The following is a 21,851-nucleotide window of genomic DNA, read 5'->3' as shown; positions in this document are numbered from 1 at the left end:
TATGGTAAATCATTCCTCAGAGAGAAATCTAGAACGAAATCTTGATGGTGTTAAGCCAATGATTTTCATGAAGACCTTACGAAAGCTATTTACGTCCTCATAGCCAACTAGGTAGCTGATCTGCTCAACCGGTTTATGAGAGCTTTCCAATAACTCGCAGGCACTTTGAATACGTACGTGTTGGATATAGTTAATCGGCGTAAAACTGGTCGCCTTGGTAAATTGACGAATAAAGGTTCTTCGAGTCATAAACGCTTCTTCAGCCAATTGATCAAGAGACAACGAAAGGTGATGGTTCTTTTGAATAAAACGCTGCACCGACACAATTTTGTCATTGCCGTGAGCATAGTTCGGCACAAAGCTCTGATAGTAACGTTGCTCTCTCAACCCCGTATCAAGCACCAAATATTTACCTAGATTACGAGTGTTGGTCGGTGTCGTGTATTTGGTCAGGATAAACAAAGCGAGATCCATCCACGACATCAAACCACCAGCGGTCATCACATCCGCATCATCAATCAAGATTTTATCGATATCGACTGCGACCTGTGGGTAAAGCTCCGTAAACTTCTTTTGCGCTTGCCAGTGAGTGGTCACGGTTCGCCCTTCTAACAAACCTGTTTTTGCCAAAATGAACACGCCCGCACAAGCTGAGCAAAGTATCGCCCCCCTTTGGTGAGACTCAATCAGGTACTCAAGCAAGGTGTCACTCGGCTCTAGATAGTAACAACCATCTAAATTTGGTGGGAGTATGATGATATCGGCGTTCGATACGCTAACACTGTCATGCGCTTGGATCTGAACGTTGAATTGAGTCTTCTCAGCAGAAGGTTCAAGAGAATTTGCCATCTGCAGAAACTCTTTCACGCCAAACACGGCACTTTGCAGAGAGCCTGGGTAGTCGATGATTTCGACCATTACTGATTTTGTCACTATTGCCATAGAGTCTGTCATTTTTGACGTGCGATAAAAACTACAGAGTATTCATAATATCCCTACACCGCAATACACCAAATACACCAAATACACCAAATACACCAAATACAAAGGTATAGAATATGAAGAACACTGCACTACTACTTATCGACTTTCAAAATGACTATTTCCCTTCATACGAAGGTGCAAAATGGGCGCTGTCTAAAACAGAGAAAGCAGCCGAAAAAGGTGCACAGTTATTATCCGCTTTCAGAGACAAGCAATTTCCTGTGGTTCATGTACGTCATGAGTTTCCGACGAATGATGCTCCTTTCTTCTTGCCAGAATCAGACGGTGCTCAAATCCACAGCAGTGTGACTCCGCTAGAAGGCGAACCTGTTATCGTAAAGCATCAAATCAATAGCTTTAGAGACACCGAACTAAACAAGGTGCTAAAAGAGCAAGGCGTTGAAAAGCTGATCATCGTTGGCGCAATGAGCCACATGTGTATCGATGCTGTAACTCGTGCAGCAACCGACTTAGGCTATGAATGCCACGTAGCGCATGACGCTTGCACAACCTTAGACATGGAGTTCAATGGTGTTACCGTGCCCGCAGCCCATGTACATGCCGCTTTCATGGCTGCACTGAGCTTTGGTTACTGCAATGTCGCAACGGCCAGTGAGCTTGAAAGTCTTCTTTAACAAGGAAGCCTAAATTTTCAGTCTGTTCATTACAAACACAAAAAAGGCTCCAATTAAGGAGCCTTCTTATCAAAGCCAGTTACGACTGAGTTTGGTCAATGACAACTAAGCGTTAGCCACTTGGCGTGCCGGGTGTTTGATAAACACAGCGACTACAGCCACGATTGCAAGTGCAAAACAGTAGTAAGAGTTAGACACGATTTCTAGAGGCGATAGGTTAAACACAGAGCCCAATAGCAATACCTGAGCACCGTAAGGCAACACGCCTTGAATCACACAAGAGAAGATATCCAACAAGCTTGCTGAGCGACGCGGAGACACATTGTTCTCTTCCGCCAATTGGCGAGCCACACTACCAGATACAATAATCGCTACCGTGTTGTTTGCAGTACATAGGTTCACCATAGATACCAAGCCAGCAATACCTAGCTCACTCGCACGGCCATTCGCTTGCTTAGAGTGTGAAGAGCCAAACGCACGAATCACACCACTTACCAAGTTAGTCAGAAACGCCAATCCACCTTGACGACGCATTAGCTCACTCAAACCACCAATCAGCATCGACAGTAAGAAAATTTCCTGCATGTTGCCGAAGCCTGCATAGATATCTTGAGCGTAATCAGTCATACCGTAGTTCTCAACAGAACCTAGGCTCACGCCACCCGCCAGTAAGATACCAATCGTGAGCACAACGAACACATTCATGCCCGATACTGCAAGAATCAAAATAGTGATGTACGGCAGTACTTTGAGCCACTCAATTGGGCCTGTTTCAGGAACCTGAGTTGCCGTGCTGTTGAAAGCAAAGATAACGATCGCGATAAGAGCAGCAGGCAGTGCAATACGGATGTTCTCTTTAAACTTATCTCTCATTTCACAGCCTTGTGAGCGTGTCGCGGCAATCGTGGTATCAGAGATAATAGAAAGGTTGTCACCAAACATCGCGCCACTTAAAACAACACCAGCCGTCAGTGGGATGCTCATGCCTGCTGAATCTGCAATGCCTAACGCAACAGGTGCAACCGCAGCGATGGTACCCATCGACGTACCCATTGCGGTCGCAATGAAAGCTGAAATTAGGAAGATACCCGGCAGGATCATGCTTGTCGGAATCGCAGATAGACCAAGATTTACCGTCGCGTCAACGCCGCCAGACGCTTTAGCCACAGCCGCAAAAGCACCCGCCAATAGGTAGATCATACACATTGCGATAATGTCTTTGTGACCGACTCCACCCAAGAATTGCTCGATAGCGCGGTTCAACTTATCTTTGCTTAGCAACAACGCCAACATCACAGCAGGCAAAGCTGCAATTGGAGCTGGAAGCTGATAGAAAGCAAAATCGACGCCTTGCAGTGACAAGTACGTACCTACGCCAATAAACAGCGCTAGGAACACGATCAGAGGGATAAGCGCAACTGCAGAAGGGGCAATTACCGCATTAGAATTTTTCGAATTGGACATGGAACATCAACGCAATAGAACAGGAAGGTGAGCAGACTAATGTCACACTTAGAGCTTGTCAACGTCTAGACGTCTAAACGCCCAATTTAATGCAAAGTAATAAGCACGCCATTGAACATCACATAATAGAAAAGGCTACTTACTAACCAAGTAAGCAGCCTTTAGATAACAGATCATGTGGGTAACAGATCAAGTAGATAACAAGCTTTATAACTTTTGCTTGAACGTCACTTGGTATTCACCAATGCCTTCGTAGTGGAAGGTTGTTGGTTTATCGAATCCCATCTCTACGACACCGCAGTAAGAACCCGTGATGATTGCTTCACCTGCTTGGAAATCTACGCCACGACGAGTCATGTAGTTAATCAGCCAGTAGATTGGGCTTGGCGGTAATGTATTTGGGTGCTTACCTGCGAATGCTTGAACTTGTTCGCCTTGCGTCACTTCAATGTTGATCTCAGCAGAAGTGAACGCTTTTTCACGGTCAATCTCTGGGCCAATGAACAGACCTTGGTTTACTAGGCCATCGGCAAGCTTTTCGTAGAACTCGGCACCACTGTCATCAGCAAAGCGAGATTGCATTAACTCAAGAGCCATATGACAAGAACCAATAGCGTCATTGATTTGCTCTTCGCTGTAACCTTCTTGGTTTGCTGGTAGGCTCTTAGCAAGCGTAAATGCTATTTCAGGCTCAACGCGTACTACGTCGTTGTCAGCAAACAGTTCGCAAACCTCGCCTTGTTGAACACTACCCGAGAAAATAGGCGCAACAATGAACTTGTCTTCAGCTAAAGGAAGCAAACACTTCCAACCACCGACCTTGTCGCTCTTGAGATCGATCATTGATGATTGGATCTTTAGCGCATCTTCCAAGTTATTCGGACGATACTGTTCGTCCAATCTTGGTGCTTTGGTTCCCGCAACGCGGCGACTTAGCAGCTCTTCAGCTGCTTGCCTAAATACATTTGTCATATAATACCACCTTTATTTTTATGACCAGTATAATATCGGATTTCTTGAAGCTTGAATAGACAATTAAACAACGAAGCAACATCGCAAATTCAGCCATTAATTTCCGCATATTCTAGACGCAAACAACTGAAACTATGTTGATTTAAGCCAGTAAATTCATTACTGGTGTTTCGGTGTGTTACTGATAATTAGGCTTTACTGCCCTTTTAACGTCTTCTTCAGATTTTGCATGAAGTTTCTGAAGTGAGGCATGAAGTCAACAAACAGAGGGTGCTTTCTATCTTGCATCATCATAGGGCCAAGTAAACGAATACTCACCCCTAGTCGCGCTGCTGATTGTTCGTCTAAGCCGCTGTCTTGTTTGATCTTCTCAACAATCGCGAACATGTTTTCTCTGTCTTCAATTTCAAACTGCATGGTTTGCAGTTCACGATCTTCTTTGATGTTCACTTCTTCGATAGTGATGCGGTAGTTGTTATGTTTGCCTGTGAATACTGTCATGTGGATCTCCTACAATACTTAAAAAGTGTGTTGGCTAGCTCTTCATGAATCGTTCGAGCTTAGGTTTAACCGTCATCGACATTACGACCATAATCGTAAGGCCAATAGGAAGCGCAGCAATAAGTCCATTAAACCATCCACTGGTAAACGCCGATGTATCCGAAAATCCAATGTTATTTGCCGCTGTTACAAATGCCATGATGGACTCCATGATAAAAGCCATAATCAATCCCACGATTAGGTTGCGAACTTTCTCGCCATAATTGGGTAATACCTTGGCGACCAACTTAGTCACCAAAGTCATCATCACCATGCCAATTGGCATCATAATCACGACAACTAGGGCTAACGAAGAGAGCCAGTTGCCGATGAATGCCTCACCGAATCCGACATTCATGTAAGTCATCACAGCCGTTAAGCTGCCGCCAACGGTTAGCATTAAGCTCATCATGACCAAAACTTTGTATAAAACGGGTGTGCCTTTTTGCTCAGGAAGAGTTGGCGTTAGTGTTGCTTGAATCGTCATATCTATTTCCTGTCTTGAATTTACGAACAATTAAGTTGATAATGTCAACTATAAATATAGTAGTTGATTTTGTCAACTACTTTCCTGAGGATCGTTTATGTCTGATAACACATCGCTAGAGTCTATCTTTCGCTTAGTGCACTCTTTGAAACGTCAAATGAGCGAGCAGATTGAGAGCTTGGACTCTGAGATCGCACCAATGAACATTCGCGTCATGAAGATCATTACCAAGAAGTCTCCATGTACGGCTATCGATATCGCACACTTCCTAAATCGCGATAAAGCACAGGTCACTCGATTGATTAACGCTTTGATCAGTCAGGAACTTGTGAAGAAATCTCCGAACCCAGAAGACAAGCGCAGCCAGTTATTGGTTCTGACCGATAAGGGTCAAGAGATCATGAGTAAGGTTTCGAATATTGATCGAGAGATGCTGCAGAGAATGACCAAAGGCATGGCCGACGATGAGTTAGAACAGTTCCGAAAAATCGCGAACAAAATGGCTAAGAATCTCGAAAGTTGCTCTAAGTAGAAGAAGCCACTCGTGTCAAAAAGCAAAAACGCCACCGAATCGTAAGACGGTGGCGTTTTGTGTATAAGCTGGGTTTGTGCAGCTTAACGGTTTAGCTATGTCTATCTGGATACAAGCTCTAATTCGATGCTAGTTTCCACCATGCTTGAACAGGTACTGGTTCTGAAATCACCAAACGCTCACCCATCACAGGGCTCACCATCTGCACATCTCGCTCTTTGCTTATCGCGAGAGCTTGTTCCATTGGGTCTTGCCAGTCGTGCATAGAAAGATCGAACGTACTGTTGTGAATTGGCATCATCACCTTACCTTGCAGGTCGATGTGTGCTTGAACGCTCTGTTCTGGGAACATATGAATATCCGCCCAAAGTGAATTGTATGCGCCCGTTTCGACCATGGTTAAATCAAACGGCCCGTAGCGCTCACCAATCTCTTTGAAGCCATTGAAGTAACCAGAGTCACCACTAAAGAATACTTTCTTATCTGAAGCCTTGATAACCCAACTCCCCCACAGTGTTTGGTCACGATCAAGTAAGCCACGACCAGAGAAGTGCTGTGTCGGCGTCAAAGTAAACTCGATATCGGCGGCTGTTGCTGATTCCCACCAGTTCAACTCAATAATCTTCGCTTTATCCACGCCCCACTTTTCCAGTAATGCGCCAACTCTGAGTGGCACCAAAAACGTACCTACTTTATCGGCTAATACCTTTACGGCACCTTTATCTAAATGGTCATAATGATCGTGGCTGATCACCACCACATCAATATCAGGCAATTCTTGCAGTGAGATTGGTGTTGGGTGGAAGCGCTTTGGCCCCATCCATTGCACTGGCGATGCGCGATCACTGAACACAGGATCGGTCATCACTAGCTTGCCATCCAGTTTCATCATCACACTGGAGTGACCTAAGCGGTAAGCAACGTCGTCTTGTTCTTCGATCAGTTGCTCGGCAGTCATAGGAATTAGAGGCAATGCAGAACGTGGCACCGGCTCATTCCTTTCCGCTGTCACATAAGCTTTCAGGATTGAAAAAATATCAGACATACCCGATTTGTATTCCAGCTCACTGTTAACAAACTTCTTCGGAAGCTTATCTAGATTATCGTTTGATTGTGAACCTGTGCTTACGATAGCGACCACGGCAAGTACTCCTAAAATCGGTAATAGATATTTTTTCATTGGTATCTCTTTAATCATTGGGTCTATCCCAACTCAAAAACTACACTGATTAGTTTACATATCAAAACCAAAAAGTAAACCAATGAGTGTAAGTTTTAATTTGCGAGACGAAAATGTATAGAACTCGGCTTCGAAAGTACTAATAAGAATGATCTTCCATACTTGTACAAATATCGTTCAACTCTCACTTCTACAATTCGTTTATTGACCAAAGAGTCAGGTTTTATTTAACATTATATTTACAAATAAACATTAGCCGTTTATAGAAGGGACTCTAAATTGCAATTTACTATACGAACTAAGGCAATATTGGCGACGATCATCGCAGCTCTCGCCATTATCAGCGTGATGGGGATTTATTCATTTCAATCGAGCCGAGCCATTTTAATTGATAGAACCTTTGAAAGAGAGCTACCTGCTTCGCTTGGCGAGGTGAGTAATGAAATCAACCTTAAGTTAGAAACCCCTATTCTTGCATCAAAGATGATGACGCTGTCTCCTTTGATGAAGCAAGCCTCACTCTCAGAGAAAAACCTCCGCGCCTATCTTGAGTCGGTCAAAAACGAATTCAATGCCATCAGTGCCTATTACGTATCAAACGAAGCAAGTACTTACTACACACACAATGGTGTTCTGAAAACTATCTCAGCTAACGAACAAAGTGACCAATGGTTCTACCGTTTCATCCAGTCAGATAAAGCGTTTGAGCTCTCTTTAGATATTGATGCCGGCACTGGAATCCCAGCGCTATTTGTCAACTATGCGGTTACTCGAAACGGCGAACGTATCGGTGTAACTGGCATCGGCTTGACCTTGGAAAGTATTACCCAATTGATCAGCAACTACAGCGTGGGTAAAAGCGGTATTGTTTTTCTGGTCGATAAACAAGGGATCATCAAGGTTCACCCTGACAAAAACCTAATTGGTCAGTCACTGAACTCTGTCGGGATTGAAAGTAGCCTGCTACTCGGTAGTCAGCAAACCATTGTTCATGAGGGTGTTGTTGACGGGCAGCCTCAAATTCTAGGCTCCAAAGCGATGCCGGGTATTGGTTGGACTCTGATTACTCAGATCCCCAAGCAAGAAGTATTGAGTGAATTAAACGGCTTCAGTCAAACCATTATCTTTATGGCTTTACTCATCGCTGCAATCTACACGCCAATCGCAGCGTGGGCGACCAACAAACTGTTGCTGCCTTTCGTTGAAGTTGCAGAACTATTGCAGCAGATAGGAAAAGGCGGTGGCGATCTAACACTTCGCTTGGATGACTCCCGTCATGATGAAATAGGCCAGATTGCGAAAGGATACAACCAATTTGTTCAATACCTTAGCGACCTGCTTAAAGACGTGTCGAATACGGGTCAGCAAATATCAGAATCCATTCAGAGCGTGGATCGAATGGCTCAATCGATGGAACAAGACATCAAACAACAAACTAGCCAAATAGAACAAGTCGCCACAGCCATTCACGAGATGGGAGCCAGCTCTGACGAAATCGCCCAAAATGCTAACGGTGCTGCCGATAGTGCGAGCAGAGCTTCAGGTGCGATAAGCATCGGTCAAAAATCGGTTACTGTCACCTCAGAAAGTATCGAACACATGAACCAACAACTCGACGACACCACGGCCATCGTTAATCAACTCGCTCAAGATGCTAACTCTATCGACACTGTACTGGATGTAATCAGCGGTGTTTCTGAACAAACGAACTTATTAGCATTGAATGCGGCAATCGAAGCCGCTCGGGCAGGAGAACAGGGCCGAGGGTTTGCGGTGGTTGCAGATGAAGTAAGAACACTCGCCTCACGAAGCCAAGCATCAACTGAAGAGATACGCGGCATCATCGAGCAACTTCAACAACGCACGCAACAAGCCGTGGCAGCGATAGAAACGAGCACAACATTAGGAACTAACTGCCGAATAGAGGCTTCCAATTCAGAGCAACAGCTATCGAGCATTTCTCATAGCATCGATGAGATGAATGCTATGAACATGCAGATCGCCTCTGCGACAGGGCAACAATCTAATGTGATCAACGAGATATCACCGCACATCTCCGGTATTTCTGAAATAGCCAGAGAGAGCGATAACATGATTGAGAAAACGGCTCAGGAGTGTCAGCACTTACGCACCAAAGCGATGCATTTAACGAATCTGGTTTCTCAGTTCAAATGTTGATCTCAAAATTTAAGTCGTCCTAGAAAAACTAGTAACCTGAATTTTTCAGCAAGACTTAAAGCTAATCAGCAGACCATACATTTTTGAAATCTGGCCACCCCCAGTTGGTGATGGCCACATTTTTCAAAATGCCTTGGAAACGCACGGTTTGTAGATGATGGAACATAGGCACTAACCAATAATCAGAAATCAACGTCGATGCAACGGGCTCCAACTCTGCCAAGTAATTCGGCAGTTCAACCGAGGCTTTATGATGATCTAAGCGCTGTTTGAGCCAATCACTGTTCATCTCACCTAGTGCCGAGTGCAAAACAGGGTCATTCATCAACCACGAGAACAGCGAAGATGGCGCATTGTCGTCTAGGTTCAAGTTACACAGCACCAAGTCTTCTTTTAAATCGCCACTTTGAGAGAGCTGCGCCAGTTCGCGAAAGCTATAAGTATTCACCTCCACTTCCACGCCATATCGCTTGAGTATGTCTGACACACAGATAGCACATCGATGCAACGCATAATAGTCGTAAACTGCAATACTCATCTTTTTCGGCAGTTGCGTCTCTTTCGCAGGCGTTCGATACAACTCCTGCCAACTTGGCAGTATGTTTTGAGCTAAAGAGACACTAAACAAACCCTTGTTACGTTCCAACTGAGACAAAATCGCTTGTGGGTTGGTCAGTTCTGAAAGGTATTTTCGCTGCTCATTATTTAGTGGGCTAGCCGCTAAGTTCTGATTGAATAGGATAAACAGACACCCATCCTCGACTCGGCTACGAAGGCCATCAGTTTCAGCCGACACCAGCTTCGCGTCGCTTTTTCCGAGTTGATGAAAACAAGACGAATCTTCATAAGGTGACACCTGCATTTGGCTGTCATCAAAGCGAGCACTGCCCGTCATCGACTCTTCGAATTGCCAAATCGTCACTTCATCCGTCAGGGAACGACACCCGTAATAATGTTCGAACGCGGCAAGTTTTATACGTTCGTTATTAGTCTCAACCACTTTAAATGGACCGGTTCCAATCACGGCATGAGACACCGAATTTAAGGGCGATGGCTCACGAGTCACTTGCGCAGCAGGTTGAATCGAATACTTAACGCCAGCCAATAAGCCCGCAAAGCCGGTGTCTGCTTTGGTCAATTGGAAGCTGATCCTTAACGGCTGTTCACTGTAAACCGAAGCAACATGGGCTAACTCTGTCTGATAGAAAGGTAGCGGTTGTAAGGCGGTAAATAACGACACGAGTTGCTTGGCGTCGACGGGTTGACCATCGTGGAAGGTTAAGCCAGGGCGCAAATAGAAAGTCCAAACTAATTTTTCAGCATCATATTCCCAATGGTGCGCCAGTTCAGACTTCAACTTGCCCTTGCCATTACAAGTGACTAAGCAACTGAACACTTGCCTGATCAAAAATCGTTCGCTACTGCGGTGAATATGATGCGGAAATAGGTCTTCAAACTTACGTTTATAGGTTAATTGAACGTGCAGCAGCCCTTCACGCATCGTCGCGCCAGAGGTTTCTTGGAGGAGAGAGCCAAATATCGCGCGGTCGTTGTCTAGAATTGAGAGTGCTTTTTCGTATTTGCCCTGCTCTATCAGTTTACTAGCAACATGTTGAGTCAATTCTTGATTGCTAAAACGTAAAGTCAGATTAGAACGTTGATTCCTGCCGACTTTTGGTTCCCACACCAACCATTCAGCCTGATGCATCTTGCCTAACAAAGTTCGTGCATGGCGCAAGCTGGTGAACAGCTTGTCTGCCACCTCAGTTAAGGTAACCGAATGTGAGAGGTTAGGCTCAAACGAATCTAGCCTTGTGTAGTAACGCATCATGTTTAGATCAGACAAATAATGAACCTTTTTAGAAAAAAACCTTCCTGATTAAGCCCATTATAAAACACATCGGCCAAAAAGTAGCGCTAAAAGACAAAAACAGGAACAACTTAGTAAAAAACCATCTGTTTATTACTTCCTATTAAATGACCATAATTAATGGGTCAACAAGGAACTTTGAGTTCCCACCAAAGCCTAATACAAGAGAAGTAATCATCATGAGAAAATACTATCTTAATAAGCTTAAAAGCACCTGTAGCAAGCTCGAAAGAGAAGCACTACGAACACTTATAGAGCTATGTAACTGGCGTTATTAGTACACTTTTAAGCACCGAGTTAACGCGAGTTGAGTACAACCTAATATGCTCCTACCCCCAATATGAGTTAGGTCTCAACTCGCTTTTCCATTCAAAACGCCCTCTAAACCCTGCTGTACCAATCACTCACGCATACGATAAATTTCTGTTATCGACTCGACAAATTTAATTCGTTTTCTTAGTTAAACGAAAAGCCTTAAGGTTCGCCCCGAAGCAAGCAAGGAGCCTCAGAAAAACTGAAAGCTCAGCTAACAACTAATTTATTTGCAGTTACCAATCAGGTATTAACTAAGGAAACGCCATGCGTATCGCAATTCTTTCTCGCAACGAAAATCTATACTCTACTTCTCGCTTAAAAGCGGCAGGAGAAGCTCGTGGTCACCAGGTCGATGTTATCGACACGCTGCACTGTGATATAGATATCGCGAGTAACAATCCGAAGATTCGCTACATGGGTGAAGAGCTACCTCAATACGATGCTGTTATTCCACGTATTGGCGCTTCCATTACCTTTTACGGCACTGCGGTTGTTCGCCAATTCGAAATGATGGGCACTTTTTGTATCAATGAGTCAGTAGCAATCAGTCGTTCTCGCGATAAACTGCGCTCACTACAATTGTTGTCTCGTAAAGGTATTGGCTTACCAAAAACAGGTTTCGCTAGCCGCCCAGACAAAATTCAAGACTTGATCAAAAACGTAGGTGGTGCGCCACTGGTTATCAAGCTTCTTGAAGGTACTCAAGGTATCGGCGTGGTTCTAGCAGAAACAAACAAAGCAGCAGAAAGCGTTATCGAAGCATTCATGGGCCTAAAAGCGAACATCTTGGTTCAAGAGTTCATTGAAGAAGCTAATGGCGCAGACATCCGTTGTTTTGTTGTGGGTAACAAGGTTATTGCAGCAATGAAACGCCAAGCTGGTGAGGGTGAATTCCGCTCTAACCTGCACCGTGGCGGTACAGCTCAACTGGTTAAACTAACCAAAGAAGAGCGCGCTACAGCGATCAATGCAGCTAAAATCATGGGTTTAAACCTATGTGGTGTCGATATTCTACAATCTAAGAATGGCCCTGTTGTAATGGAAGTGAACTCTTCTCCAGGCCTAGAAGGTATCGAGAAAGCGACAGGTAAAGATGTAGCAGACATGATTTTCGGATTCATCGAAAAAAATGCAAAACCAAACGCTAACCGTACTCGTGGCAAAGGCTGATTAAACGCCGTTTACTCATGATTGGAAAAAACATGAACAATAAAATGATCATAGGGAATACAGAAGCACTTTGCTTACCAGAGTTAGGGATAACTGGACTACATACGCGTGTTGATACAGGGGCTCAAACCTCTTCTCTACACGTAGACAATCTACTATGTGTAAAAACAGATGGTGAAAACTTCGTAGAGTTCGATCTTCACCCAGACGTTTACCACCTAGAAGAAACAGTGCGCTGCAAGGCCAAGCTGAAAACAAGTAAAAGAATCAAATCATCGAATGGTGAAGTTGAACACCGTTGTGTGATTGAAACCATGCTAAAAATTGGTGGTCAGGAATGGCCTATCGATATCACACTAAGCAACCGTCAGGATATGACTTATATGATGCTGCTTGGTCGTCAAGGCATGAGCGACAAAGTGATTGTTGACCCAGCGGGCGAATTTCTAATTTCTCACTAATTGAACTGCTCCACAGCTCAAATAGTGAGTCAACAACGCGTATTAATAAAGGCCAGTCTTTGAGACTGGCCTTAATTATTTATGGCGATTCTTTTTATCGTTAAACCCAAACCGCCAAACAGATTTAACCAAACCTTTGAGTTTAATTTTAGTTACTCGCCAATGTGTCACAGGCCTTCTTGGCGCACTCATCAACAGATGTTCAAACGCTTGCTCACTCAAATTCACTTGCCCCCCATGCGCCACCAGCAAAGTGTCGAGCTGCATGTTATAAATACGGGATACCGACTCTCGGTACTTATTGGGATGAAAAATTGGAAAAGGCGGAATCAGCTTCTTTTTGACCTCAACCATTAAGTCCGCCACATAGGCGACACTGTGTGATGGACAATAGACAGAAAGATCTCTGTCGGTATGGCCTGGCGTTTCCAGAACCAACCAATCATCAAAGCCAGGAATGCTATCACCATCCGACAGCTTATAGTCCGGCTTTAACTTCCTTGAATACCATAGATTTGCTTTAGGCTTCCCTAATCGGTTCGCCATCCAGCGTGCCAATGCCAGATCGGTCAAATGCATCAATATGCCATCGATGCCGTGATACCAATCCTTATCTCGGTTTGCTGCAACCAAATTACAATTCGTCAGCTTTCTGAGCTTGTGCGCTGCCCCTGCGTGATCGGGATGCATGTGCGTAACCACAACCGTATGTAAATCAGAAAAATCACGCATCAGCTCGGTTTCGATGAAACCCTTCAAATGCGGGATGTCAGCTCGACATGCGCCATCAAGTAACAGTAATTTGTCTGGGTACTCCACCAAGTACATATCTTGGATGTAACCTTTAATGGTATGCAGCTGCAAACCCACCCCTTGTGATAAACCAACTGGTCAGACCTATACAATAGCAAACTCACCATCAATTGTGATCATTTTGTTAAAAGCAACAATCTAAAACCAGATAGACAGCTCGAATCAAGATTTCCATTGGTATCCACTCAATTACTCAATTACTCAATTACTCAAAACCAATGTTACTCAAATCCAATTCAACTCAGAAGAATGGGAAAAAATTCCAAAGATGAACATCAATTTCATCCGATATTTTTCAGCATTATTGAATGCTCACATTACCGAAAACCTTGCTCAACAAGCCTTACGCTTTAAGCGCTCAGCACCATTTATCGTGACGACAAAACATGTGATTTGTTGACCTGAGTTATTCGGACTATATATGCGCCTCTAATTTATTGTCTGAGTGCTATACATGAACCAATTAATCGATGCTCTTTCTACCCAAGGTTACTTTGTTTGGGATGACTTCTTAACTCACGAAGAAGTAGTGGCATTGAGGGATTGCATTCCAGAGAACTGGAAAAAGGCTAGGATCGGCCGTAACGATGATGTAGCACGAGAAGCTACGATTCGTAGTGACAAAATTCAGTGGGTGCGCCGTGATATGGGCGAACCAGCATCTCTGTTTCTAGACAAAATGGAACAAATTCGTTTAGAAGCAAACCAAGCGTTCTTTTTAGGTCTGTTCGAATACGAAGCGCACTTTGCGAAATACGAAGAAGGCGACTTCTACCAGAAGCACTTAGACTGCTTCAAAGGCAACGAAAACCGCCGCCTAACCACCGTGTTCTACATGAATGACGAATGGTCTGAGGAAGATGCAGGGGAGCTCGTGGTTTACGATCTAAAAGACAACCACATCGCGACCATTCCGCCAAAGGGTGGGCGACTGTTGGTATTCTTGTCTGAACAGTTCCCACACGAGGTACTGCCGACAAACACAGAGCGATTCAGTATCGCGGGTTGGTTCCGTATTAATGGCGTGAAAGACAACCAACTGGACATCGCACACTAAGCCAGTCCAATCTCTATATTATCCAGAACCTATGTCATCGAAAGCCTCTCCATCGAGAGGCTTTTTCGTAGATGAGAATCACTAGAGGTGACAAGTCTAATCGACCGCTTTCATTAGCAGGGTCACAACACGGCTATTTGGCTTCACGATTGCTCTGGCGTAATAGAGAAAACTGATATTTAATAAATGTTTACGATGCGTCTTAAAGAAGGATTAATTATGTCGTCTATCATCGTAGGTCATCGTGGTGTGGCGGGTACTCACCCAGAAAACACCAAAGTAAGCATTGAGCAAGCCGCTAACCTTGGCTTGAAGTGGGTCGAAGTCGATATTCAAGTGACTCTCGACGACCAACTTGTCGTTTGTCACGATCACACACTAGAACGTTGTAGTGATGGTAAAGGCCGTGTTGATGAACACACCTTGGCAGAGCTGCGCCTGTTAGATTTTGGTAGCTGGAAATCAGAACAGTTCACTGGCGAAAAAATACTGACTCTCACTGAGTTGTTGAGCTTGGTTGAAGCCCATGACCTGAGTGTTAATCTGGAAATTAAAGTCGATAGCAAACACCAAGCGCCTCATGTCGTCGATCTTCTGCACTCTGAACTGATCCGCTCAACGCTGGATACCGACAGGATCTTACTTTCAAGCTTCAGTCACCAAGTCGTTGCTGAAATGGCTCACCATTTACCGAGATACCGAGTTGGCGTGATCACAGAGCAACTGACCCAAGCCGATCTAATGCTTATCAATGAGGTAAAAGCGTTCAGTTGTCACATGAACTATGAACATGTCGATCAGAACGATCTCGACACGTTAAAAGAAGCGAATATTCAAACATGGTGCTACACCGTCAATGATCCGTCTCACTTCGAATTCCTCTCAAAAGTAGACGCTGTATTCACTGATTTTCCGAATCAATTTAGCTCTATAAATTGACCGAGCGAATACCGAAAAAGCACGCCTCAAGAGACATTAAAATTAACCCCAATAAACCTGAAAATTAGGTAGCAAACACAAGTGAGTAGGAGTACATTCCGCTACTCACTTGGTTTCATTAGCTCGCTCTATTCAGACAGCTTCATTGGTTACTTAATTTATGGATCTCATTTTTAGTCCAACTTACCCAATTTTGGGTGCAATCTTCATTTTCGCCGCTATTGTTCGTGGCTTCTCAGGTTTCGGTTTCACCTTAGTGGCATTGCCATTAAGCGCGCTATTCGTCCCTGTTATCGAACTGGTTCCTGTTTTCATGTTGATCGACCTACTCGGCAATATTCAATTGCTACCTAAGGTTCGAAAGCACGTTAACTGGCGCTGGGTTTCAAAGGTGTTTATTCCTTGTTTGGCCTTCACTCCAGTCGGCTTACTCTTACTCAAATCGGTTAGCCAAGACACGATCATCTTGATCATCAGCGCTTTTATCTTTGCGTCTGCACTTATGATCTACAAAGGCTTTCAATACCGAAGTGAACCTAGATTTGCGCCTTATATTCTCGGCAGCCTTGCTGGAGTAATGAATGGCGCGGCTTCAATGTCTGGGCCTCCAGTTGGCACACATGCATTAGCAAGCCCAGTCGAACCTCACATTGCCAGAGCCGGTCTTATCGCGTTCTTTGTATTGGCTGATTCCAGTGCGTTTGTCTCGGCATCGATAGCAGGATTAGTCGACCGTGATGTGGTTTGGCTTACGATTGTACTTTTGCCAAGCAGCATGTTTGGTGGCTATGTCGGGTCTAAATTGTTCGAGAGATTTGGCGGAGAGAAATTCAAGCCAGTCACTATTGCCCTGCTGATGGTGATAGCCATATTCAGTGCAGGGCGAGTACTCGTCTAAATTGGGTAAGTGAACACCTAAACTCGGTAAGTGCAACATAATCTGGGTAAGTGAAAATCTAAACTGAACGAGTAAAAAATCTGGGGGCTACCATTCGATATGGATAGGAGTGCCCATTTTAACTAGTTCAATAAACGCATCCATATCTTGATTGGTTAAAGCAATACAACCATCCGTCCAATCAAAACTTTGAATAAAACTTGGCGAACGGCGCTCACCATTTTTGATGCCGTGGATTTTGATATTTCCTCCCGGACTCAGATCGTGTTTTTCCGCCCACTCTCTGTCGGCGGATTGTGGGTAATTGATGTGTACTGAACGATAAAAATCAGACTCTTCCATAATATAATCGAGCTTGTATTGCCCTTCTGGGGTTCGATTATCCCCTTCAAATCGCTTATGCCCTTTGGGCTGCTTACCCAAGGCTATCCGAAACTCTTGTACGACCTCATCGTCTTTAAACAAGTACATTCGACGCTTTGATTTATCGACCTTAACCAAAGTGACTACTTGAAGTAGCGGGTCTATCTCTGAAGCAATATTAGGTACGTTGTAAAACTGTTGAGATGAGCTTTGAGGTGGGCGCTTCGATGAACCTTGAGAAAGCTGAGCAACCTTATTCTTATTGTCGTTAGAATTGTCGTCAGAGCCACTTTCAAGAACGTCATCCACAACAATCACATTGTTTGAGTTCGCGCTCGTAGGAGACGTTGAGAGAGCTTGAGCGTGAGAAGGTGCTGACTCAAACACGATGGTTTCTATCGCCGTTGCATCAGAAACTATTTTATCTACTACAAGCTTCTGCGCTTGTGACTTCTGTGTTGCGAGCGGCTTTACATATTGCGGCGTATCAGTAGCAAAGGAAGTCGCTGAATAAACCAGAGAACTAGCAAAGAGTAAGTACAGTGATAAAGGTAAAAACAACCGCACTCCTAAATCCCCTCTAAGCTCATAGACATGGTTCGCGACTGAGTTTCCATTCCCAACGATTCATAGAAACTCTGAGCTTGCTGGTTAAACTCCATCACTTCCAAACGAAGCTCTATCGCTCCTCTGGCCTGCGACCATTGGTTGAATGACTTCATCAACGCCTTGCCGACACCTTGGCTTTGAATCTGATCGTTGACCACAATCGTATTCACACGCGCGACTTTATGCGGCTGAATAAAGCTCACCCCTTTGTTCTGCGTCACTTTGCCGGCAAGAAAGCCAACGACCTGTTCGTCTTGAACCGCAACAAAGAAAGAACCGAGCGGGTCTATCATCAACCCTAACCAATACTCTTCGCTGTCGCCAAGGCTTCGTGACGGTGGTGCAAACACCATAGGTGCACCAAGATGATGTTGACGGTTTATCTGCTCAGAAAGCGCTAAAATAGAGCGGATGTCAGTTACCTTTGCGGTACGGATTTGCATATCATCACCTTGTTTGAATTCCATAATACCTTAGCAAAAATGACTTACTTGTGCACCGTTGTCCTAGCCAACTCAGGTATGTTTTTGACGGCAAAAATGGATATTAGGCTGTATTTAAACGGGAATTGTTCCGCAAATCTAAGGCACATTGGCGACCTTTGAATGCTACTATCTCTGCAGAATCAATACACTAACGACTGGATACCTATATGATTAAGTTTGCTGTAATTGGAACCAATTGGATTACACAAAAGTTTGTTCAAGCTGCCCATGAAACTCAATCGATGCAACTTGCTGCGGTTTATTCACGAAACTTAGATAGCGCGGCACAGTTCGCCCAAGAATTTGACGTTGAAACGACTTATGACTCACTCGATGCATTAGCAGGTGACAGTACAATAACAGCGGTTTACATCGCATCTCCAAACTCAATGCACTGTGAGCAATCGATCTTGATGATGAAGCACGGCAAGCATGTGATTTGTGAAAAGCCTGTCGCGTCAAATATTGATGAAGCCACTCGAATGTTTGAAGTCGCAGAACAAAACGGCGTGGTGTTATTTGAAGCGTACAAATCCCAGTTTCTACCGAACTTTAAGCAAATCCAACTTGGGTTAGAAAAGATTGGTAAAGTACATAAAGCACACATCAACTACTGCCAGTATTCATCACGCTACCAAAAGTACCTCAACGGTGAAAATCCAAATACGTTCAACCCTGCCTTCTCTAACGGCTCAATGGTAGACATTGGTTTTTATTGTGTCGCCGCTTCCGTGGCACTGTTTGGCAAGCCTCAAGCAGCTCACGCTTCTGCTAAATTGCTTGATTCTGGCGTGGATGCTCATGGCTGTGCGATCTTCCAGTACCCTGAGTTCGATGCCACTCTCGCGCACTCTAAGGTCAGTGATTCCTATGCGCCTAGTGAGATCCAAGGTGAACAAGGGGCGATCATTATCGATCACATCGCTGAATGTACGGATGTTAAGATCCGCTATCGTGATGGCTCGATAGAAAACCTCACGCAACATCAAAGTGAGAACTCAATGAGTTATGAAGCGCAAGCCTTTGCCGATTGTATTCATGGCGATCAAGCAACCAAGGCTCAAACAACACAGCGCGCTTTAACCGTTTGCAAGCTAATTACAGAGATGCGTCAGCAAGTTGGTGTCGTTTACCCTGCAGACAAATAGGCACCACAAATACGCTAATGGTCTGATAACTAAGAAATAGTCATTTATACATAACCAAATTTAATCTTTACGACAAACAACTGGATTAGTTGATTAGAGAGTCATCTGTTTAAATCCGCGTTCGATATCTATCGTACTTATTTAATTTATTGAAGGTGTGTAAAGTGTTTTCAGTTGATGATCGCGTTGTAGCAACAAAAGGTGTTGAACTTGGTGAAATGGTAGTGACTGGCCTAAGCGCTGGTGGCGGCTACGTTCACGTTACAACTGTAGAAGGCGCAATGACGCTTACTTACCCAGTGCAAGATCTTAAAAAAGCATAGTTTAACCACTTTGCTCTTTTAGTAGACCATCTGCTAAAGGTAACAGAATACAGGCTTTGGCTGATCTCACTCTTCTGCATTAGAGGGGATTGCCAGAGCCTTTTTTGTACCTGCTATTTCCCAACAACCTTCCCATTAGTTTACTCATTGCAGTAAAGCCGAATCCAACAGACAATAGAATTAATAAAATAGTATTAATACCAAGTGCTTATTGTCGGTTGATGCTCACTATTTTGAATCTTAGGATTTATTGATACTTAACGTTATCGACGCTTAATGTTCGCAATACTTTCTGATACATTAGCATTAACTTATATTTATAATGACCTGAACTAAGGGAAGCTATGAAGCTTTACATTTACGACCACTGCCCCTTCTGTGCAAGAGTGGCCTACATTGCTCAATCTCTAGGCTTGAACATCGAGCTTGTTTCTGTGGATTATGATGACGCCCAAACCCTTATCGATTTGATCGGTAAAAAGATGGTGCCCGTCTTACAGAAAGACGACGGTTCTATCATGGCGGAAAGCTTGGATATCATTGCTTACTTCATGGACTTGAAATCAAGTGATGAACAACGTGTGCCATCAGAACAAGTTACTCTGTTCCAAAGCCGCGCATTCCCGCTAAGCCAACGCATTGGTCTGCCGCGTTGGTGGAAACTGGACCTTGCTGAATACCAATCAGAAGCCAGTAAAGCAGCATGGCGCGCAGCCAAAGAAACCGAAGAACTCAACTTCGACAAACTGATTGAGCAAACGCCGCAGTTCGTTGAACAGATTAATCCGCTATTGAAAGATGCCGATCTTCTACTGAACCTAGAAAATGGTGAGTCGGCACTGCCGCTTATTGACCAAGCGGTGTACTTCTCGATGTTGCGCGGTTTCTGTGTTGAACCAAGCATCACATGGCCACCAGCGCTTGAACGTTGGTTAGAGAAGCAAAGTGAAACGCTAAAGCTGTCTTTACTTCGTTAGAAAGCCACCTCAATTTCGCTAAAACGCTTTTCCTAAAAGAAGCTAGGAGCTGTGACCAGCTTTTAGCTTCTATTTCGTTCTATTTTCTATCTTAATCAATTCCAACAATACCATTCACAATTCATTCATACTGACACCCGTACGATATATGTATTCCTGTATTGTTAGAGCCTTGTATGAGCACATTAAAAACCACACTACTAATCCTATTCGTATCACTATCTATCTGGTTCATATTGCCTGTTGAGCTCGAACTAGCACGAAAAGTCCCTGCATTTTTTGCCGCAATCTCAATGTTAAGTATGGCGATGGCAATGCTCATTAGCTGTCGAACTAAATGGCTAGACCGCCTGATTGGTGGGATAGATAAGGCTTATGTTTGGCACAAGTGGCTAGGCATTTCAGGTGTACTTGGTGCTAGCTTCCACTGGTTATTGGTTCCTGGCCCCGCAGGTAATGGTATAGATCCAACCTTTGCTGATTTTGGAGAAGAAGTGGGACAGTGGGCGATGTATGGCCTCATTTTATTAGGAGCTATTAGCATGGTCCGTCAGATCCCATACCGAATTTGGTATTACACCCACATGCTAATGGGGCCGATTTTTATCATCTCGGTTTATCATACTTTCTTCTCAGACGTGCCGTTTAGCCTGACCAGCGTAACTGGTATCACTCTGCTAATGGTTTCCGCTATCGGCATTGTAAGTTGGGTCTACAAGATCATCTTTAAGAAGCGATATTTCTGCGCTTACACGGTTAGCGATATTAAACCGATAGACAACGCTGTTGAGATTACCCTCGAAGCTGAATCCAAAACAATTGATTACCAAGTAGGACAATTTGCTTACCTCGACTTTAATTTGGATAAAGTATCCCACTTCCATCCTTTTACTATTACGTCTCATCCCAGTGAGCAACAATTGAGCTTTATTATTAGAAACTTAGGCAAGCATACTCAGGCGCTACAAACGCAACTAGTCGTAGGCCAAAAGGTAACCGTTGATGGTGGTTATGGACAACTCATACGTAAAAAGAAGGCAAGTCAGCCACAAGTATGGTTAGCCGGAGGTATAGGCATCACACCTTTTATTTCTTGGATAAAGGCAACGGCTACTCCGGAGCAAGAGATTCACCTATTTTTTGTTGGCCGAGGAAAGTTTTACCGCCTAATGGTTCAAAAGGTGACGGAGATAATTGGAACTAAGAACATTCAATTACACATACAAGATAGTGAACAAGATCGCCTGTCTGCTGATGGTATTAGTGAGAAACTATCTTTGCCACTGTCGATGTATCAAGTGTTCGGTTGTGGGCCGACTCCAATGCTCAGCTCATTAAAAAAGCAACTGGTAAGTAAAGGATTAAAGCCTAGTCATTGGCACAATGAAAACTTTGTTATGAGATGATAAGACGCCAAGCAACAAGGATCGTTGTTGGTCACAAGTGGTAAA

The 21,851-nt window shown here is 44.1% G+C and carries 22 protein-coding genes; 12 read left to right on the top strand and 10 right to left on the bottom strand.

The annotated features are described in order from the left end of the window. Positions 1–9 precede the first annotated feature (9 nt). Positions 10–942, bottom strand: coding sequence for a GlxA family transcriptional regulator (locus QWZ07_RS07545; protein WP_102514377.1), 933 nt, complete (start codon positions 940–942; stop codon positions 10–12). Between the two features lie 116 nt (positions 943–1,058). Here QWZ07_RS07545 and QWZ07_RS07540 point away from each other — a divergent pair, with 116 nt between their 5' ends. Further along, on the top strand, positions 1,059–1,619 hold the full coding sequence (locus tag QWZ07_RS07540) for a cysteine hydrolase family protein (protein WP_102514378.1): 561 nt from the start codon (positions 1,059–1,061) through the stop codon (positions 1,617–1,619). 105 nt (positions 1,620–1,724) lie between these two features. Here QWZ07_RS07540 and QWZ07_RS07535 read toward each other — a convergent pair whose 3' ends face one another. The 4 genes from QWZ07_RS07535 to QWZ07_RS07520 form a co-directional block, all read right to left on the bottom strand. Next, positions 1,725–3,083, bottom strand: coding sequence for a Na+/H+ antiporter NhaC family protein (locus tag QWZ07_RS07535; RefSeq protein ID WP_017111608.1), 1,359 nt, complete (start codon positions 3,081–3,083; stop codon positions 1,725–1,727). A 207-nt stretch (positions 3,084–3,290) separates the two neighbouring features. Then, on the bottom strand, positions 3,291–4,055 hold the full coding sequence (locus QWZ07_RS07530; RefSeq protein ID WP_102514379.1) for a hydratase: 765 nt from the start codon (positions 4,053–4,055) through the stop codon (positions 3,291–3,293). A 195-nt stretch (positions 4,056–4,250) separates the two neighbouring features. Then, entirely contained in the window at positions 4,251–4,556 is a 306-nt protein-coding gene (locus QWZ07_RS07525) for a DUF3861 domain-containing protein (RefSeq protein WP_017091521.1), read from the bottom strand. Between the two features lie 34 nt (positions 4,557–4,590). Continuing rightward, complete coding sequence (locus QWZ07_RS07520) at positions 4,591–5,082, bottom strand: DUF2798 domain-containing protein (RefSeq protein WP_192852986.1); 492 nt, start codon at positions 5,080–5,082, stop codon at positions 4,591–4,593. 97 nt (positions 5,083–5,179) lie between these two features. On the opposite strand from QWZ07_RS07520, the gene QWZ07_RS07515 reads away from it, so the two are divergent. Beyond that, positions 5,180–5,614, top strand: a complete 435-nt coding sequence (locus tag QWZ07_RS07515; RefSeq protein ID WP_004729905.1) for a MarR family winged helix-turn-helix transcriptional regulator — start codon at positions 5,180–5,182, stop codon at positions 5,612–5,614. 118 nt (positions 5,615–5,732) lie between these two features. Here QWZ07_RS07515 and QWZ07_RS07510 read toward each other — a convergent pair whose 3' ends face one another. After that, positions 5,733–6,794 (bottom strand): MBL fold metallo-hydrolase, encoded by a 1,062-nt coding sequence (locus tag QWZ07_RS07510; protein WP_192852985.1) that lies wholly within the window; start codon positions 6,792–6,794, stop codon positions 5,733–5,735. A gap of 279 nt (positions 6,795–7,073) precedes the next feature. On the opposite strand from QWZ07_RS07510, the gene QWZ07_RS07505 reads away from it, so the two are divergent. Then, positions 7,074–8,972: a methyl-accepting chemotaxis protein gene (locus QWZ07_RS07505; RefSeq protein WP_225998433.1), complete on the top strand. Its 1,899-nt coding sequence runs from the start codon at positions 7,074–7,076 to the stop codon at positions 8,970–8,972. A 61-nt stretch (positions 8,973–9,033) separates the two neighbouring features. Here the strand turns inward: QWZ07_RS07505 and QWZ07_RS07500 are convergent, their stop codons facing one another. Further along, positions 9,034–10,818 (bottom strand): SgrR family transcriptional regulator, encoded by a 1,785-nt coding sequence (locus QWZ07_RS07500; RefSeq protein WP_192852984.1) that lies wholly within the window; start codon positions 10,816–10,818, stop codon positions 9,034–9,036. A gap of 603 nt (positions 10,819–11,421) precedes the next feature. Between QWZ07_RS07500 and rimK the strand changes: the two genes are divergently transcribed. Then, positions 11,422–12,327 carry a 30S ribosomal protein S6--L-glutamate ligase gene (gene rimK, locus QWZ07_RS07495; RefSeq protein WP_010428457.1) on the top strand — a complete coding sequence of 302 codons (906 nt, stop codon included), beginning with the start codon at positions 11,422–11,424 and terminating at the stop codon, positions 12,325–12,327. Between the two features lie 32 nt (positions 12,328–12,359). Beyond that, a complete protein-coding gene (locus tag QWZ07_RS07490; protein ID WP_004733090.1) occupies positions 12,360–12,788 on the top strand; it encodes an ATP-dependent zinc protease family protein in 429 nt (142 codons plus the stop codon). A 75-nt stretch (positions 12,789–12,863) separates the two neighbouring features. Here the strand turns inward: QWZ07_RS07490 and QWZ07_RS07485 are convergent, their stop codons facing one another. Continuing rightward, complete coding sequence (locus QWZ07_RS07485) at positions 12,864–13,652, bottom strand: MBL fold metallo-hydrolase (protein ID WP_192852983.1); 789 nt, start codon at positions 13,650–13,652, stop codon at positions 12,864–12,866. A gap of 403 nt (positions 13,653–14,055) precedes the next feature. Here QWZ07_RS07485 and QWZ07_RS07480 point away from each other — a divergent pair, with 403 nt between their 5' ends. The 3 genes from QWZ07_RS07480 (at position 14,056) to QWZ07_RS07470 (ending at position 16,495) form a co-directional block, all read left to right on the top strand. Beyond that, complete coding sequence (locus tag QWZ07_RS07480) at positions 14,056–14,658, top strand: 2OG-Fe(II) oxygenase (RefSeq protein WP_102326794.1); 603 nt, start codon at positions 14,056–14,058, stop codon at positions 14,656–14,658. A gap of 219 nt (positions 14,659–14,877) precedes the next feature. Next, entirely contained in the window at positions 14,878–15,597 is a 720-nt protein-coding gene (locus QWZ07_RS07475) for a glycerophosphodiester phosphodiesterase family protein (protein WP_192852982.1), read from the top strand. A gap of 160 nt (positions 15,598–15,757) precedes the next feature. Further along, a complete protein-coding gene (locus QWZ07_RS07470) occupies positions 15,758–16,495 on the top strand; it encodes a sulfite exporter TauE/SafE family protein (protein ID WP_102353695.1) in 738 nt (245 codons plus the stop codon). An 87-nt stretch (positions 16,496–16,582) separates the two neighbouring features. Here QWZ07_RS07470 and QWZ07_RS07465 read toward each other — a convergent pair whose 3' ends face one another. Further along, entirely contained in the window at positions 16,583–17,425 is an 843-nt protein-coding gene (locus QWZ07_RS07465) for a L,D-transpeptidase family protein (protein WP_192852981.1), read from the bottom strand. Positions 17,426–17,427: 2 nt separating this feature from the next. Further along, positions 17,428–17,910, bottom strand: a complete 483-nt coding sequence (locus tag QWZ07_RS07460; protein WP_029223624.1) for a GNAT family N-acetyltransferase — start codon at positions 17,908–17,910, stop codon at positions 17,428–17,430. Between the two features lie 209 nt (positions 17,911–18,119). Here QWZ07_RS07460 and QWZ07_RS07455 point away from each other — a divergent pair, with 209 nt between their 5' ends. From QWZ07_RS07455 to QWZ07_RS07440, 4 genes are all read left to right on the top strand, one after another. Further along, positions 18,120–19,100 carry a Gfo/Idh/MocA family protein gene (locus QWZ07_RS07455; RefSeq protein WP_192852980.1) on the top strand — a complete coding sequence of 327 codons (981 nt, stop codon included), beginning with the start codon at positions 18,120–18,122 and terminating at the stop codon, positions 19,098–19,100. 164 nt (positions 19,101–19,264) lie between these two features. Beyond that, positions 19,265–19,423 carry a hypothetical protein gene (locus tag QWZ07_RS07450; RefSeq protein WP_017111595.1) on the top strand — a complete coding sequence of 53 codons (159 nt, stop codon included), beginning with the start codon at positions 19,265–19,267 and terminating at the stop codon, positions 19,421–19,423. 344 nt (positions 19,424–19,767) lie between these two features. Next, on the top strand, positions 19,768–20,400 hold the full coding sequence (gene grxB, locus QWZ07_RS07445; protein WP_192852979.1) for a glutaredoxin 2: 633 nt from the start codon (positions 19,768–19,770) through the stop codon (positions 20,398–20,400). A 176-nt stretch (positions 20,401–20,576) separates the two neighbouring features. Next, positions 20,577–21,806: a ferredoxin reductase family protein gene (locus tag QWZ07_RS07440; RefSeq protein ID WP_192852978.1), complete on the top strand. Its 1,230-nt coding sequence runs from the start codon at positions 20,577–20,579 to the stop codon at positions 21,804–21,806. Positions 21,807–21,851 lie beyond the last annotated feature (45 nt).

Source organism: Vibrio lentus, assembly GCF_030409755.1.
GTDB lineage: Bacteria > Pseudomonadota > Gammaproteobacteria > Enterobacterales > Vibrionaceae > Vibrio > Vibrio lentus.
Note: the sequence above shows the minus strand (reverse complement) of the source record. Positions and strands in the feature narration are given on the sequence as shown.